Annotated in this window: 13 protein-coding genes and 1 pseudogene; 7 read left to right on the top strand and 7 right to left on the bottom strand. The window is 61.2% G+C overall.

The genetic code is table 11. From position 1 onward, the window contains the following. Positions 1–66: 66 nt before the first annotated feature. Positions 67–987: an alpha/beta fold hydrolase gene (locus tag AC1DQM_RS03890; RefSeq protein WP_086945588.1), complete on the top strand. Its 921-nt coding sequence runs from the start codon at positions 67–69 to the stop codon at positions 985–987. Here AC1DQM_RS03890 and AC1DQM_RS03885 read toward each other — a convergent pair. From AC1DQM_RS03885 to AC1DQM_RS03870, 4 genes are read right to left on the bottom strand one after another with little or no spacing between them, the layout of a single operon-like run. Further along, on the bottom strand, positions 964–1,428 hold the full coding sequence (locus AC1DQM_RS03885; RefSeq protein ID WP_018928998.1) for a response regulator: 465 nt from the start codon (positions 1,426–1,428) through the stop codon (positions 964–966). The two genes, AC1DQM_RS03890 and AC1DQM_RS03885, sit on opposite strands and share 24 nt — an antisense overlap. Further along, the gene (locus AC1DQM_RS03880) at positions 1,425–3,752 is read right to left on the bottom strand and encodes an ATP-binding protein (protein ID WP_138867452.1); all 2,328 of its coding nucleotides are present in this window, start codon (positions 3,750–3,752) and stop codon (positions 1,425–1,427) included. Before AC1DQM_RS03880 ends, AC1DQM_RS03885 begins: the two co-directional genes overlap by 4 nt. After that, positions 3,749–4,399, bottom strand: a complete 651-nt coding sequence (locus tag AC1DQM_RS03875) for a response regulator (RefSeq protein ID WP_138867453.1) — start codon at positions 4,397–4,399, stop codon at positions 3,749–3,751. Before AC1DQM_RS03875 ends, AC1DQM_RS03880 begins: the two co-directional genes overlap by 4 nt. Further along, positions 4,396–5,580: a sensor histidine kinase gene (locus AC1DQM_RS03870; protein WP_018929001.1), complete on the bottom strand. Its 1,185-nt coding sequence runs from the start codon at positions 5,578–5,580 to the stop codon at positions 4,396–4,398. The genes AC1DQM_RS03875 and AC1DQM_RS03870 overlap by 4 nt, the downstream gene beginning before the upstream one ends. 172 nt (positions 5,581–5,752) lie before the next feature. Between AC1DQM_RS03870 and AC1DQM_RS03865 the strand changes: the two genes are divergently transcribed. Beyond that, complete coding sequence (locus AC1DQM_RS03865) at positions 5,753–6,271, top strand: SgcJ/EcaC family oxidoreductase (RefSeq protein ID WP_138867454.1); 519 nt, start codon at positions 5,753–5,755, stop codon at positions 6,269–6,271. A gap of 58 nt (positions 6,272–6,329) precedes the next feature. Here AC1DQM_RS03865 and AC1DQM_RS03860 read toward each other — a convergent pair whose 3' ends face one another. From AC1DQM_RS03860 to AC1DQM_RS03850, 3 genes are all read right to left on the bottom strand, one after another. Then, positions 6,330–7,256: a bifunctional 5,10-methylenetetrahydrofolate dehydrogenase/5,10-methenyltetrahydrofolate cyclohydrolase gene (locus AC1DQM_RS03860; protein ID WP_018929003.1), complete on the bottom strand. Its 927-nt coding sequence runs from the start codon at positions 7,254–7,256 to the stop codon at positions 6,330–6,332. A gap of 169 nt (positions 7,257–7,425) precedes the next feature. Continuing rightward, positions 7,426–7,914 carry a copper chaperone PCu(A)C gene (locus tag AC1DQM_RS03855; protein WP_138867455.1) on the bottom strand — a complete coding sequence of 163 codons (489 nt, stop codon included), beginning with the start codon at positions 7,912–7,914 and terminating at the stop codon, positions 7,426–7,428. Beyond that, entirely contained in the window at positions 7,914–8,519 is a 606-nt protein-coding gene (locus AC1DQM_RS03850; protein ID WP_138867456.1) for an SCO family protein, read from the bottom strand. Before AC1DQM_RS03850 ends, AC1DQM_RS03855 begins: the two co-directional genes overlap by 1 nt. A gap of 870 nt (positions 8,520–9,389) precedes the next feature. Here AC1DQM_RS03850 and nirB point away from each other — a divergent pair. From nirB to AC1DQM_RS03825, 5 genes and pseudogenes are all read left to right on the top strand, one after another. Continuing rightward, a complete protein-coding gene (gene nirB, locus AC1DQM_RS03845; protein WP_138867457.1) occupies positions 9,390–11,951 on the top strand; it encodes a nitrite reductase large subunit NirB in 2,562 nt (853 codons plus the stop codon). Beyond that, positions 11,951–12,337, top strand: coding sequence for a nitrite reductase small subunit NirD (gene nirD, locus AC1DQM_RS03840; RefSeq protein ID WP_018929007.1), 387 nt, complete (start codon positions 11,951–11,953; stop codon positions 12,335–12,337). The genes nirB and nirD overlap by 1 nt, the downstream gene beginning before the upstream one ends. A 31-nt stretch (positions 12,338–12,368) precedes the next feature. After that, positions 12,369–12,809: a CBS domain-containing protein gene (locus tag AC1DQM_RS03835; RefSeq protein WP_018929008.1), complete on the top strand. Its 441-nt coding sequence runs from the start codon at positions 12,369–12,371 to the stop codon at positions 12,807–12,809. 130 nt (positions 12,810–12,939) lie between these two features. Next, positions 12,940–13,695, top strand: a pseudogene (locus AC1DQM_RS03830) (MCP four helix bundle domain-containing protein); the annotation flags it as partial. Further along, positions 13,690–14,553 carry a methyl-accepting chemotaxis protein gene (locus AC1DQM_RS03825; RefSeq protein ID WP_414868093.1) on the top strand — a complete coding sequence of 288 codons (864 nt, stop codon included), beginning with the start codon at positions 13,690–13,692 and terminating at the stop codon, positions 14,551–14,553. The pseudogene AC1DQM_RS03830 and the gene AC1DQM_RS03825, both read left to right, overlap by 6 nt. Positions 14,554–14,579 lie beyond the last annotated feature (26 nt).

The following is a 14,579-nucleotide window of genomic DNA, read 5'->3' as shown; positions in this document are numbered from 1 at the left end:
CCGGAGGAAGCCGGACAGTCGATCACGCTGTGTGTCTGGTCCAATTTGTTCAAGGAATAGAATGAAATGATGCCGAAAACTGCCATCGTCGAGATTGGTAAGAAGTACAAGGTTTATACCGAGCACTATCTCAACGCCGCTGCTGACAAGACGATCATTCTGGTCAATGGCTCGCTGGCAACGACCGCATCCTTTGCGCAAACGGTGCGTTACCTGCGGCCACGCTTCAATGTGGTTCTCTACGATCAGCCCTACGCCGGTCAATCGAAACAACACAACCGGCATGACCAACCGATCCGCAAGGAAGACGAGGCCGAAATACTGCTGGAGTTGATCGAGCACTTTCGCGCCCAGCATGTGCTGTCCTTTTCCTGGGGCGGCGCGGCGACCTTGGTAGCGCTGGCCCAGCGGCCCCGCCGGATCGAAAAGGCGGTGATCAGTTCATTCGCCGCGCGGATCAACACACCGATGCGTGAGTATCTGGAGAGCGGGCGGCACTTTCTCCATGCCTGCGATCGGCGCAACGTCGGGCGTTTGATCAACAGCACGATCGGCAAGCACCTGCCGTCGCTGTTCAAGCGTTTCAATGAGCGCCATGTCAGCAGCCTGGACGAACACGAATACCGTCAGATGCATTTCCACGTCAATGAGGTGCTGACCCAGGACACCCACTGCTACGTGTCTTGTGCCGATGCCATCGAAGTCCCGCTGCTGTTTATCAATGGTGAATGGGACGAGTACACCTCGGTGGAAGACGCCCGTCTGTTTGCGGCGCATACCCCCAAGGCGCAGTTTCAGACCATCGAGAACACCGGGCATTTCCTCGACATGGAACACCCCACGGCCTGGCATGACACGCAGCGGGCCTTGCTGGGCTTTCTGCAGCCGCCAGTCGTGAAGACGCCAAGCCAGCTACGCAATCCGGCTTTCAGCGGCAAATCGTCAGTGATTCCGCCCCTGCAATCAGCTAACTGGCTGCGGCCTTAACTGACGCAGCAACTCGATTTGATCCGCAGGGACCAGCGTGCGCAGGGCTTTATACAGTGCGCGGGTCTCTAGCAGGTTCCAGACCCGCAGCATGGTTTCCAGGGCGTCCAATGGCTTGCTGATGAAGTCCTTGGCGCCCAGGGCCAGCGCGCGCAGGCGGGTATCGCGGGTGGCGTCGGCGGTGAGCACGAGGATCGGCAGGTATTCGCCGGCTGGAATGCGCCGGTTGAGCTGTTCGAGCACGGCAAAGCCGTCGAACTCCGGCATGTGCAGGTCGAGAATCACCAGATCCGGCTCGAAGCTGTTGAACAGGTCCAGGGTTCGCAGCGGCTGGGTGCTGCTCAGTACATTGGTCAGGCCTTCGCGGACCAGCAACTGCTCCATCAAATCGAGGTTGGGTCGTTGGTCGTCGATGATCAGAATGCGCAGGTCGGTGTTCACACGGGCTCCGGTAGGTGCTGGTCAAGATGGGCGAGGAATGAAGGAATATGAATCGGCTTGGTCAGCACCGCGGTCGCTCCTGCTTCCAGCAAGGCCTGGTGCGTGAGGTCGCTGGCATCGGCGGTGATCATCAGCACGGGCGTGGCGCGGGTGCTGGAGGACAGACGCAAGCGCTGCAGAACGTTGAAACCGTCAAGATCCGGCAGCGCCACATCCAGCAAAATCAGCTGCGGTGCATGTTGCCGGGCCAGGTCCAGGCCCATTTGCCCCTGCATGCTTGAGAGCAACTGGATGTGTGGCCGTCGCTGCAGCAGGGTTTCGATCAGAGCCAGGCTCGACAGATTGTCTTCGATGCACAGCACTTTGCCCTGGTAATCGGGGGCGGCGAGGGCGGGTGTTGCGGTTGGCGGGCTGATCAGTGCCGCAGGTGGCTCAGTGGTTGACGGCAATCGTTCGAAGGGTAGCTCCAGGGTGAAACTGGAGCCGTTGCCGGGTTGGCTTTTGACGGTCAGGCTGCCGTTCATCATTTCCAGAAGACTTTTGCTCAACGCCAGGCCGAGGCCCGTGCCTTCAACGTTCGGGTCGGTCTCCAGGCGTTCGAACGGCTTGAACAGTTGGTCCTGCCGATCAGCTGCAATGCCCTTGCCGGTATCGCAGACCGATACTGCAATTCGTTGTTGATGAACCCTGACCTCAATGTGCACCTGACCCTGGGGCCGGTTGTATTTGATCGCGTTGGACAACAGGTTCAGCAGCACCTGAACCAGCCGTTGCCGATCGGCGACGATCCCGCTGTCGGCGGCCAGCATCGGCAGTTCCACCAGTTGAATGCCGGCGTCGCAGGCCATGGGCGACACCAGCGTCAGGGCTTCTTGCAGCACCACCGCCAGGGGCACAGCCTCAACGTTGAGCGGCAGCCGCCCGGCTTCGATCTTGGCGATGTCCAGCACTTCGTTGATCAGGGTCAGCAGGTGTTGCCCGGCCCGCAGGATGTGACCGATCTGCGCCCGCTGCCCTTTGGGCGAATCCATATCCAGCAGTTGCGCGAAGCCGAGAATCGAGTTGAGCGGAGTACGCAGTTCGTGGCTCATGCGCGACAGAAACTCGCTTTTGGCGCGGCTGGCGCGTTCCGCTTCTTCCCGCGCAGTACTTAGCGCGATCTCGGCAACACGGCGATCGGTGATGTCGCGGGTGATCTTGGAGAACCCGCGCAGGGCGCCACTGCTGTCGTACTGCGCGGTAATCACCACACTGGCCCAGAAGCGGCTGCCATCCTTGCGGCAACGCCAGGCCTCCTCCATGTAATGACCATTGCGTGTGGCCTCGCGCAGCGCCATGTCGGGATGCTGCGGACATTCTTGCGGCAGATAAAACACCGAGAAATGCTGGCCGACGATCTCCTGTTCGGTGTAGCCCTTGATCCGTTCGGCGCCGGCATTCCAACTGGTGACGAAGCCGCGTGTGTCGAGGGCGAAAATACCGTAGTCCTTCACCCCGTCGATGATCAGCCGCAAGCGTTCTTCGTTGTCGCGCAAGGCTCGTTCGCGTTCGGCCAGTAACATCCCGGCCTCGACCAGGCGCGTGCCCAATTGACCGATCTCATCGTTCTCCGGCGGTTGCGGCAATAACGGCTGACCGAGTGCCAGCCGTTGGGCGTTGCGCTGAACCTGCTGCACTCGGGCGACGATGCCTTTGGACAGAAACAGCACCGCGACAATGGCGCCGAACAACCCGCAAACGGCGGCCAGCAAGGTGGAGAACAACAGGCGCTGTCGAGTGGAGGCCGCCGCTGCGGTGCGCTCGGCCAGCAGGGTGTCCTCAAGCGTGCGCATGGCGCTGATGCGTTCGCGTAATTCGTCGAGGACATGTTTGTTGTTGATCAGGATCGTGGTGATCGACTCTGGGGTTGCGTTGCGATCATCGAGCAGTTCAACCAGACCTTCGACCTTGGTGTCGATCAGCGGCGTGATCGCCTCCAGATGTTTACGCACCCGCTGATCGCGAACGTTGCGGTCGAGCCGCTGCAGGGCCGATTCGATCAGGGGCTTGGCTTGCCGGTAACCTGGCAGGAAATCCTCGCGATGGGTCAGCAGATAGCCGCGCACGCTGGCGGCGGCCTCGGCGAGCAGGGTGTGCACCGCCTGAATATCGCCTTGCACCAGCAACACGCGGCGCACGTCTTCTTCCGCGCGCGCGGTCTGCCGTTCGGTGGTGTAGATCAGCACCAGCGAGAGCAACAGAATCACCAACGGCAGGGAAATCACCACGAGGGCTTTGCCGCGTAACGGCAGATCGGCCCAGCGGCGGGCGCTTGACGCTTTCATGACTGGGTCACCAGACCCAGCGCAATGCCACGCACAGCGGCCTGGGTGCGGTCGGCGGCGCCGAGTTTGCTGATGACCCGTTCCACGTGGGCCTTGGCCGTGCCGGTGGTGATGCCGAGCTTTGCGCCTATTTCACGGTTGCTCATGCCGCTGGCCACCAGCCCCAGCACCTGGCGTTCCCGTGGGGTCAGGGTTACGGGGGCAGCGCCGCTGGCGTTGCGCTCGGTCAGGCGGCGCAGCAACTGCGCGCTGACTGAACTGTTGAGGGCCTGCTCGCCGGCGGCGACACGTTGCAAGGCGTCGATCACTTCGTGGCGACTGGCATCCTTGAGCAGATAGCCCACGGCGCCGGCGTTCATGGCGGCTTCAAGGTGATCGGGGCTGTCGTCCATGGTGAACATCATCACTTTCAGGCTCGGCAGGCGCTCTTGAAGCAGGCGTGCGGCGCCCAGCCCGTTGAGCACCGGCATGCGGATGTCGAGGATGACGATGTCGGGCAAAAGACGTTCACATAAGTCCAGTGCTTGCTGGCCATTGCACGCCTGGCCGACCACTTCGAATTGCGTCAGGCCGGCGAGCAACGAGACGAAGCCGGTGCGCGTGACTTCATGGTCGTCCGCGACCACCAGTCGTATAACGTCAGTCATTGAGGGGTTCCATTCAGGCCGGAGGGGACGGTGGCGCGCAGTTGCGTTCCGCCGTGCGCATGGCTGATGCAGGTGAACTCGCCGCCCAGCAGGCTCGCGCGTTCCTGCATCGCGGCAAGCCCCAGGTGCCGGGCGCCGCAGGTATCGAGGGGTTGTTCCATGGCAAAGCCCTGGCCGTTATCGTCCACCCGCAGCGAGGCGTGTCCGTCATGCAGTTGCAGCGCCAGCACGACGTGGCTGGCCTGCGCATGTTTGAGAATATTGTTGATGCCTTCCTGGGCGATCCTGAACAGGGCGATCTCCACCTGGCTGGGCAAACGTGCTTCGCAACGTGCACTCCAGTTCACTTTGATCCCGGCCTCGCGCAGGCGATCGGCCTCTTTGTCGACCGCTTTCAGCAAGCCAAAGTCGTCGAGCACCGTCGGACGCAGGCCACGGATCAATTGCCGGCCTTCACCGACGCAATGCTGGGCCAGTTGAAGAATCGTCTGTAAGTCCGCACCGAGTTCATCGGGCAATGGCGGGCAGCGACCGGCAAAACCTTGCAGGCGCTGATGCAGCCCGGCAAGGGTTTGTGCCAGGCCGTCGTGCAGGTCGTAGGCCATGCGTTTGCGTTCGTCTTCCTGTGCCCGGAACAGTCTGTGGACCAGATCGGACATGGTGCGCTCGCGGGCCACCAATGCGTCGAGCAAGCGCTGGTTTTCCAGGTGCGCGGCGAGCAGGGTGGCGAGCAGTTGCAGGGATTCGAGGTCTTCAGTGTCCGGTGCGCTGATGCTGACGCTGTTGGCCAGCACCAACGCACCGAAGGCGGCACCATCGCCACCGCGTAAAGGCACCCGCAACACATTGGGCAGATCCGCGCTCGGCTGTTCCTGCCATTGCGGTGCGCACATTGCGGTGTCGGCGAGGTGCTCGAGGCTGTGCAAACGATCACGGCTGCCGTGACTGGCGGTGGTCCGGACCTGCGCATCCATGTCCCATTCCAGCAGTAGCGCATGGTCCATCGCCAGGAAGGCGCAGGCCCGTTGCAGCACCCGTTGGCGCATGGCCTCGGGAGCCAGTTGGGTCAGCTCCTGGCCGGTATCCACCAGCAGTCGCAGCCGCGCGGCGCGACTTTGCGACTGCCGATATTGAGTGCGAATGGCCAGGGCGCTACCGGGGTCATGATCAGGGTTTTGCATGGGGGCAGGTTCCGGCGCGGGCACGCCCGTTCGGGCAGGGGCGTCATTAAACCTTGTTAGCAGGGCAGGGCGCTATCTGCCGAATGGCATAGGCAAATGGCTCCGGTTGGCCGATGGCGGGCCGCGTTCAGGGCGGCACAGTGTGCCCATCGACCATCATTGGAATAGCGCAATGAAATTCAAGACCTCGACCATCGCCCTGTTATTCGCCCTGACCGCCCCGTTGGCTCAGGCGTTGGAAGCGGTGCCTTACGTTTACAGCAGCGTGGCGCAGCAACCGACCAACGCAAAGGATCGTGAAATCGCCGCCCTGTTTGACCATTGGAACAGCGCGCTGAAGAGTGGCAATGTTCAGAGCGTGGTCGACCTGTATGCGCCGAACGCGGTGCTGCAACCGACGGTTTCCAATCAGGTGCGCACCACGCCGGCACAGATCAAGGACTACTTCGATCACTTCATGGCGCTCAAGCCGGTAGGGCTGATCAACTTCCGTGAGATCCGCCCATTGGGCGCCAAGGTGGCCATGGACAGTGGCGTCTACACCTTTACGTTGACCGAAGCCGATGGCAAGACCCGTCAGGTGCAGGCACGCTACACCTTCGTTTATGAGCAGGTGGGCGGTCAGTGGAAGATTCTCAACCACCACTCTTCGGCGATGCCGCAAACGCAGGTGTTGCACGCGGGGAAATAAACAAGAGGATGTGCAAAACCGACACGGCCCACACTCAGGTGGGCCGTTTGCATTGTGCTCAGTTTAACGCCAGGTCGTCTTCGGGCTGCTGCCCGCGAGCCTGTGCCGCGCGTTGCAACCGGCTGGCGATCAAGGTGTTCTTCAACAGATAGGCAATGGTCATCGGCCCGACGCCACCGGGCACCGGGGTGATCGCGCTGGCGACGGTGCGGGCGCTGGCGTAGTCGACATCGCCCACCAGACGGTTGCCGAACTCGCTGGTGATGCGGTTGATGCCGACATCGATCACCACCGCGCCGGGCTTGAGCCAACTGGCATCGATCAACGCTGGCCGGCCCACCGCCGCGACCACGATATCCGCCAACCGGCACAATGCCGGGGCATCGACGCTGCGCGAGTGCACCACGCTGACCGAACAATTGGCCTGCAGCAGCAAGGTCGCCATCGGTTTTCCGACGATGTTCGACCGGCCGATGACCACCGCGTGCAAACCACTCAAGTCATCACCGCAGGTTTCGTGCAACAGACGCATGCAGCCGCTGGGCGTGCACGGAGTCAGCACTTCGATGCCTTGCACCAGCCCGCCAACGTTTTCCCGGTGAAAACCGTCCACGTCCTTGATCGGGTCGATGGCATGAATCACTGCCTGCTCATCGATAGGGGCCGGCAAGGGCAGTTGCACCAGGATGCCGTTCACCGTGGGATCGGCATTGAGTTGTGCAATCAGTTCCAGGACCTGGGCCTGGCTGGCGGTTTCCGGCAGGCGGTATTCCAGGGAGCGGATACCGACTTCCTTGGCGCGCAGCAGTTTATTGCGCACATACACATGGCTGGCTGGGTCGTCGCCGACCAACAAGACCGCCAGGGCGGGGTAGATCTGTTGGCCAGCCAGGGCCAGAACCTCTTCCCGGACCTCATCGAGAACCTTGGCAGAAATGGCTTTGCCGTCGATATCGCGGGCAAATGTGGGGGTGCTGCTGATCAAGAGAGTCACCGTTGTCTTGATTGAATGGGGGTGAAGTGATCATCGCGGCGTCTTCACGCGCCGATGATCCATCAGAGACATGCAGGCAAGGGTGCTCAGGCTATCAGGTGAGGGCAGGCATACGCCACCGGAACACCAGCCAGCGATCAGACAGGCTGGGATCGAGCTCTCAATGCATCTTGCTGTGATCAGGCATGCCGAGCGCCTGAGTCTCGGCGTCAACGGTGATCGTCTCTTTTTCGCCCTTGGCGTTTTCCACGGTCAGGGTCAGGGGCACTTTGTCGCCTTCCTTAACCTGGGCCGTCAAATCCATCAACATGATGTGATAGCCATGGGGATCGAAGCTTACCGGTTTGCCGGCCGGCAGCGCGACGGACTCGACCTGGCTCATGCTCATCACATCGTCTTTCATGCTGGATTGGTGAATTTGCACGGTGTTCGCTACCGGCGACTGTACGCTGAGCAGTTTGCTATCGCTGTCGGCCTGCAGGGTCATGAAGGCGCCGGTCGAATGCTGACCGGCCACCGTCGCGCGGACCCAGGCGTCGCTCACCTGGGTTTGAGCGGACACCTGCCAGGCCATGCCAATCAGGGAAAGACCCAGGACCAGTTGTTTGATACCCAGCTGTTTAATACGTGGTGCGCAAATCGAAGTCATCAGCAGACCTCCATGACGGTGAGCAGGTCTTCTGCACACTCTTTAGCGGTAAGGGACGCGGACAGCCCCAGGCGCAAATTGCCTCGGGAGTCGAAAACGAAGCTGGTCGCGGTGTGGGAGAGGGTATAGGTCGAACCGCTCGGGATCTTTTCATAGAACACACCGAACTCCTTGGCGGTGGCGGCGGTTTCTTCCAGCGTACCGTACAGTGCCTCGAAACTGGGATCGAAGGCCTTGACGTAGGCGTCGAGCATTTGCGGCGTATCGCGCTCGGGGTCCAGGGTGATGAAGATCACTTGCAGGCGTTCGCCATCGCGGCCCATCAGTTTTTTCGCTTGTGCCGCACGGGCCAGCGTCGTCGGGCAGACCGCCGGACATTGGGTGAAACCGAAAAAAACCATCGGCATCAGGCCCCGATAGCTGGTCAGCATCCGGGATTCGCCCTGGGCGTCCTTGAGCTTGAAGGTACGCCCCATGATCTTGTCACTGAGGTCCTTGCCGTACTTGAACGACAGCTTGCTGCTGTCATCGCAGCCAGCGAGCAGGCCGAGGCTCAGCAGGCTCATGCCGCGCAGGACCGAGCGACGGGTATACAACGTACTCATGAACAAAAGCATCCTGTGTAGCGACCGGGAATCTACAGTGGCTGATCAATCAGACGAAAAAAAGCGCATGGATGTTAACAAACTGTTGCCCTGTAACGCTTAATCGATGGCTTGGCGGCATGCGCCAAAAGGTCGCGGCCTCGATATATCTGAAAATACAAATACGCGATGCTGCTGAAGGCAACGCTTGCCCGGGCCGGTAAGTTGAGCAGCGACGAGCTCGCTGTAGCAGCTGTCGAGCCTGCGAGGCTGCGTTCGGCTGCGCAGCAGCCGTAAGTCCGGCTGACGCGGTCTGCCTGACACACCGCAATTACTGATTTGACGACTGCTGCGCAGCCGAACGCAGCCTCGCAGGCTCGGCAGCTGCTACAGATCGGCATTGACGCTTGCCCGAATGGCACCGGGAAATGCCCGGCAGGGTGTAGCGCATGCACTTTTAAAGAGCCATGCCTGACAACATGCACCAGTGCGAAGCGGTTCCTGAGCTGTTCCTTCCTTCAGCCCCAACGTCCGCCCACCCGCTCGTGGGATCCTGCAAAGGTGACTCGTGCCTGATAAAACCCACTGGGTCGGGGTTTTTTATCAAATTCTCCCATCGTTCAGAGGTCGGTTTTCCAGAACTGAGGAAGTCATGCGCTGCAGACTGGCACAAAGGCTGCATTCTCCCTTCAGCCTCATCTGAAAAAGAGGGGCAGCCCACTCGATCAACGAAGATCGACCGGCCGGGCAGGTCGTGGGCAACATCGGTGGATCAGGCGAAGGCGCCAGGTCGAACACCGCGAAGAACAGGCAAAGACGCCTGAAACCGAGAGGTTTCAGGCGTTTTTTTTTGCTTTTTTATCCGTGATTGGCTTTGGCTGGGTGCTTACTATGAATTCCAATGTTGCCGCATTGAACAAACTGCAAACGCTGATCGTGATCGGCAATGGCATGGTCGGACATCATTGTGTCGAGCAGCTCATCGAGCGCGGCGCCCTCGACCATTACCGCCTGCATGTCTTCAGCGAAGAGCCGATGCGTGCCTACGATCGTGTGCATCTGTCCGAGTATTTCGGCGGTCGCGATGCCGAATCGCTGGCCCTGGGCGAAGCCTCCCTGTATCAAACGCCGGGCGTCACCCTGCATTTGGGTGTGCCGGTGCTGGAAATCGACCGCGCCCGGCGCCAGGTGATTACCGCGCAAGGTTGCGTCGCCTACGACAAACTGGTTCTGGCCACCGGCTCTTATCCTTTCGTGCCACCTATTGAAGGTGCCGAAGGCGACTCGCGCCTGGTGTATCGCACTCTTGAAGACCTCGACGCGATTCGTGCTGCTGCGGCCAATGCCCGGCGTGGCGTGGTGGTCGGCGGTGGCCTGCTCGGTCTGGAGGCCGCCAACGCCCTGAAAAGCCTGGGCCTGGAAGCCCATGTGGTGGAATTCGCCCCGCGCCTGATGCCGGTGCAGCTGGACGAGCAGGGCGGTCTGGCGCTGAAGGCGCAAATCGAGCGGCTCGGTGTGGGTGTGCACCTGTCCCGTGGCACGCAGTCGATCAGTGCCGGCGAGCAGTACCGCTACCGGATGAATTTTGCCAACGACGAATTTCTTGAAGCCGACCTGATCGTGTTCTCCGCCGGCATCCGTGCGCAAGATGCATTGGCCCGCCAATGCGCGCTGGACATTGGTCCTCGCGGCGGCGTGGTGATCGACGACCAGTGCCTGACCAGCGACCCGAACATCTACGCCATCGGCGAGTGTGCCGCCTGGAATGGCAGCCTCTTCGGCCTGGTCGCCCCCGGTTATCAGATGGCCCGTGGCGTGGCGTCGCTGCTGTGCAATCAAGTCGCCGAGCCGTTCCAGGGCGCCGACATGTCGACCAAGCTCAAACTGCTCGGTGTTGACGTCGGCTCCATCGGCGATGCCCATGCGCAGACGCCGGGTGCGCGCAGTTATCAGTTCATCGATGAAGCGACGGCCAGTTACCGCCGGCTGGTGGTGGATGCCGACAGCAAGCGTGTACTTGGCGCAGTGTTGGTCGGCGACAACAGCTATTACGACACCTTGCTGCAATACATGCAGAACGGCATTGCCTTGCCGTCGGAACCGGCCAGCCTGATTCTACCTTCGTCCGCCGGTGCGCCAACCCTGGGCCCGGGCGCGTTGCCCGAGTCGGCAACGGTGTGCTCGTGCCATAACGTCACCAAGGGCTCGATCTGCTCGGCCATCGATGGCGGCTGCACCGACCTGGGCCTGCTCAAGTCGCAGACCAAGGCGTGCACCGGTTGCGGCGGTTGCGCTGGGCTGCTCAAGCAAGTCTTCGAGCATGAACTGATTGCCCGTGGCGTCAGCGTCGACAAGAGCCTGTGCGAACACTTCGCCTACACCCGCCAAGAGCTTTATGCGCTGGTGCGGGTAGAAGGGGTGATCACTTTCGAAGAACTGCTGGCCAAGCACGGCCGTGGACACACCGGTTGCGACGTGTGCAAACCGGCAGTGGGCTCGATCCTCGCCTCGTGCTGGAACCAGCCGATCATGGACGCCTCGCTGGTGCCGTTGCAGGACACCAACGATACCTTCATGGCCAACATGCAGAAGAACGGCACCTATTCGGTCGTGCCGCGCATTGCTGGCGGTGAGATCACTGCCGACAAACTGATCGCGATCGGCGTGGTGGCGAAGAAATACGACCTCTACACCAAGATCACCGGCGGCCAGCGGATCGACCTGTTCGGCGCGCAGTTGCATCAGTTGCCGGACATTTGGTCCGAGCTGATCGAGGCCGGTTTCGAAACCGGGCACGCCTACGGCAAATCGACCCGTACCGTGAAGTCTTGCGTGGGCAGCACCTGGTGCCGTTACGGCGTGCAGGACAGCGTGAAAATGGCCCTGACCCTCGAAGATCGCTACAAAGGCCTGCGCTCGCCGCACAAGCTCAAGTTCGCCGTCTCCGGTTGCACCCGTGAATGTGCCGAGGCGCAGAGCAAGGATGTCGGCGTGATCGCTACCGAGAACGGCTGGAACCTCTATGTTGCCGGCAACGGCGGCATGCGCCCACGCCACGCCGAGCTGTTCGCCACCGACCTGGACGATGCAACCCTGATCCGTTACATCGACCGTTTCTTGATGTTCTACATCCGCACCGCCGATAAATTGCAGCGCACCTCGGTGTGGCGCGAAAGCCTGGAGGGCGGGCTGGATTACCTCAAGGACGTGATCATCAACGACAGCCTGGGGCTTGGCGCAGAACTTGAGTCGCAGATGCAACTGGTGGTCAACCGCTACGAATGCGAATGGGCCAATGCCCTCAAAGACCCGGAAAAACTCAAGCGCTTCCGCACCTTCGTCAACGATCAGCGCCCGGACCCGGACATTCATTTTGTCCAGGAGCGCGGTCAGCGCCGGCCGATCATGGCCGCCGAACTCAACCTTATCCCTGTCACCGAGGAGAATGCCTGATGAGCCAGTCCAATACCCAGCGTGTCGATGCCCTTGCCACCGCAGCCAATGCCCAAGCCTGGCAGGCGGTGTGCAGCCAGCAGGATCTGGTCAGCAACTCCGGCGTCGTCGTTTGGCTCGACGGCGCCCAGGTCGCGCTGTTCTACCTGCCACAAGCCGAAGGCCGCACCCTCTACGCCATCGACAACCATGATCCGCAATCTGGCGCGAACGTCATTGGCCGCGGACTGATCGGCAGTCTCAAGGGTGATCTGGTGGTGGCGTCGCCGATCTACAAGCAGCATTTCCGTCTTGAAGACGGCAGCTGCCTGGAGTACCCGGAACAGCGCCTGCGGGTGTGGCCGGTGCGCTTGAACGCCGGCGTCGTGGAAGTCGCGGCGGCTTGACCGTCGCCCTGGACCGTATCGGAGAACGTTGATGAAAACAGCCGCACAGTTGCTGAAACTGAAGATCGTGCAAAACCAGCAGGTGCACAGCATCGCACCGGATCAGATGGTGCTCGACGCCCTGAAAATGATGGCCGAGAAGAACGTCGGCGCGCTGCCCGTGATCGAAGAAGGGCAGGTGGTCGGCGTCATCAGCGAGCGCGACTATGCGCGCAAGGTAGTGCTACAGGGGCGTTCTTCGGTCGGCACGCCGGTGCGCGAGATCATGAGCGCACCGGTGGTGACTGCCGACAGTTTGCAGAGCATCGAGCGCTGCATGGAGGTCATGACCGACAGTCATTTGCGTCATCTGCCGGTGCTGGAAGGCGGGGAACTGATCGGGCTGCTGTCGATCGGCGATCTGGTCAAGGAAGCCATCGTCGAGCAGGCCGATTTGATACGGCAACTTGAGCACTATATTCGCGGGCATTGAGCCCGCGCATACCGTAGGTCGCAAAAATCGGCTGGCGTGGAAATAAACCTAAGTAACCGGTTGGAACAGTCGATAACCCCAGCAGTAGGCAATTAGCCGACCACGCACCTGCCGACAGGGGAACCATCGAGTGTCCATAAAATTACGTTTGATCTTGTTGATCGGCACTGGCTTGCTCACCGCCCTGATCGTGAGTCTGGTCAGCTATGTGGGTAACACTCGGATGGCTGAAGCGGTGAGTGACAACGAGGTCAGTATGACCGCGCTGCGCAACCACCTCGAAGCCGACATGATGCACGATGCACTGCGCGCCGATGTGCTGTCGGCGATGCTGGTAGGGTTGGGCAAGAGCCCCAGCAGCAAGGCCGAGGTGCGCAGTTCACTCAATGAGCATGCCGCGCATTTTCGCGAGATGCTCGGTGACAACCTCAAGCTGCCGGTCAACGACACCCTCAAGGCCGCGCTGGACAAGATCAAGCCAAGCCTCGATACGTACATCAGTGCCGCCGAGCGCATTGTCGGGCTGGCGCTGGATAATCCTGATTCCGCACAACAGCAACTGGGTACGTTCAATAACGCGTTCAGCCAACTGGAAAGCCAGATGGCCACCCTCAGTGAGCTGATCGAAACCAACACTCAACAGACCAGCGCGGGCACTCGGCAAACCATCAGCAGTGCCAACTTCACCCTCGGTGTCGTACTCATTGCCAGCTTGTTGCTGCTGCTCGCCCTGGGACGCTCGGTCATCCTGAGCATCATGGGGCCGTTGCAGATCGCCAGCCGGATTGCCGACAGCATCGCCCATGGCAACCTGAGCGAGCCTATCGTCGAGCCCACCCGCAAGGACGAAGCCAGCACCTTGATTCGCAGCCTGGCAACCATGCAGCGTGACCTGCGCGGCATGATCGAAGTGGTTCGCAGCAACGCCCACGGCGTAAGTGGCATGAGCCAGCGGTTGAGCAGCGGTTGCCATCAGGTCGCGGGCAGCAGCCAGCAGCAAAGCGTTGCCGCCAGCACCATGGCCGCGGCGGCCAGCGAAATGACTGCGAGCATCGAGGAAATCACCCGGCATGCCGAGCGTGCACTGAACATGGCCAACCAGGCCGAGGAACTGGCCAAGGACGGCGGTCGGGTGATTCATCAAGTGGTCAGCGACATGGACGGGATTGCCCGTTCGGCGCAGCAGTCGGCCCAGGTGATCCGCACCCTGGACAAGGAGTCCGAGGGGATTTTCAGCATCATTCAGGTGATCAAGGGCATCGCCGATCAAACCAACCTGTTGGCGCTTAACGCCGCCATCGAGGCCGCCCGTGCCGGTGAGCAGGGCCGTGGTTTCGCCGTCGTCGCCGATGAAGTGCGTAGCCTGGCGGGCCGCACCAGCGCCTCCACCCAGGAAATCGCCACCATGGTCGCGCGTATCCAGCAAAGCACCCGCGAGGCGGTCAGCAGCATGGAGGCGGGCGTCGCGCAGGTCGACAAGGGCATGGCGGTGACCGCCGACGTCGAGCGCGCCATCCGCGAAATCCTCCAGGCCACGCTCAATACCACGGAGCTGGTCAATGACATCAGCCGCACGATCGGCGAGCAGAGCCTGGCCAGTAACGAAATCGCACATCAGGTGGAAATGATTGCCGGCATGTCCGAAGGCAACAGCAAGGTGATCAACCAGACCGCCTCGACCACCGATGAGCTGTCCAGCCTGGCCGGACAGCTCTCGCAGTCGGTGGATCGGTTTCGCCTTTGAGGCATTGGCGGCCCTGATATCAGGGC

It is taken from the genome of Pseudomonas sp. 01L34, from assembly GCF_056400265.1.
The sequence above is the reverse complement of the archived record's forward strand: the minus strand, read 5'-3'. Positions and strand labels throughout refer to the sequence as shown.

Bases quoted from the DNA above. Each gene is read 5' to 3' on its own strand.
- nirD (WP_018929007.1), top strand. From the start codon at position 11,951: ATGAGCCAGTCCAATACCCAGCGTGTCGATGCCCTTGCCACCGCAGCC.
- AC1DQM_RS03835 (WP_018929008.1), top strand. From the start codon at position 12,369: ATGAAAACAGCCGCACAGTTGCTGAAACTGAAGATCGTGCAAAACCAG.
- AC1DQM_RS03855 (WP_138867455.1), bottom strand. From the start codon at position 7,914: ATGACTTCGATTTGCGCACCACGTATTAAACAGCTGGGTATCAAACAA.
- AC1DQM_RS03865 (WP_138867454.1), top strand. From the start codon at position 5,753: ATGAAATTCAAGACCTCGACCATCGCCCTGTTATTCGCCCTGACCGCC.
- AC1DQM_RS03880 (WP_138867452.1), bottom strand. From the start codon at position 3,752: ATGAAAGCGTCAAGCGCCCGCCGCTGGGCCGATCTGCCGTTACGCGGC.
- AC1DQM_RS03850 (WP_138867456.1), bottom strand. From the start codon at position 8,519: ATGAGTACGTTGTATACCCGTCGCTCGGTCCTGCGCGGCATGAGCCTG.
- AC1DQM_RS03825 (WP_414868093.1), top strand. From the start codon at position 13,690: ATGCAGCGTGACCTGCGCGGCATGATCGAAGTGGTTCGCAGCAACGCC.
- AC1DQM_RS03870 (WP_018929001.1), bottom strand. From the start codon at position 5,580: ATGCAAAACCCTGATCATGACCCCGGTAGCGCCCTGGCCATTCGCACT.
- AC1DQM_RS03875 (WP_138867453.1), bottom strand. From the start codon at position 4,399: ATGACTGACGTTATACGACTGGTGGTCGCGGACGACCATGAAGTCACG.
- AC1DQM_RS03890 (WP_086945588.1), top strand. From the start codon at position 67: ATGATGCCGAAAACTGCCATCGTCGAGATTGGTAAGAAGTACAAGGTT.
- nirB (WP_138867457.1), top strand. From the start codon at position 9,390: ATGAATTCCAATGTTGCCGCATTGAACAAACTGCAAACGCTGATCGTG.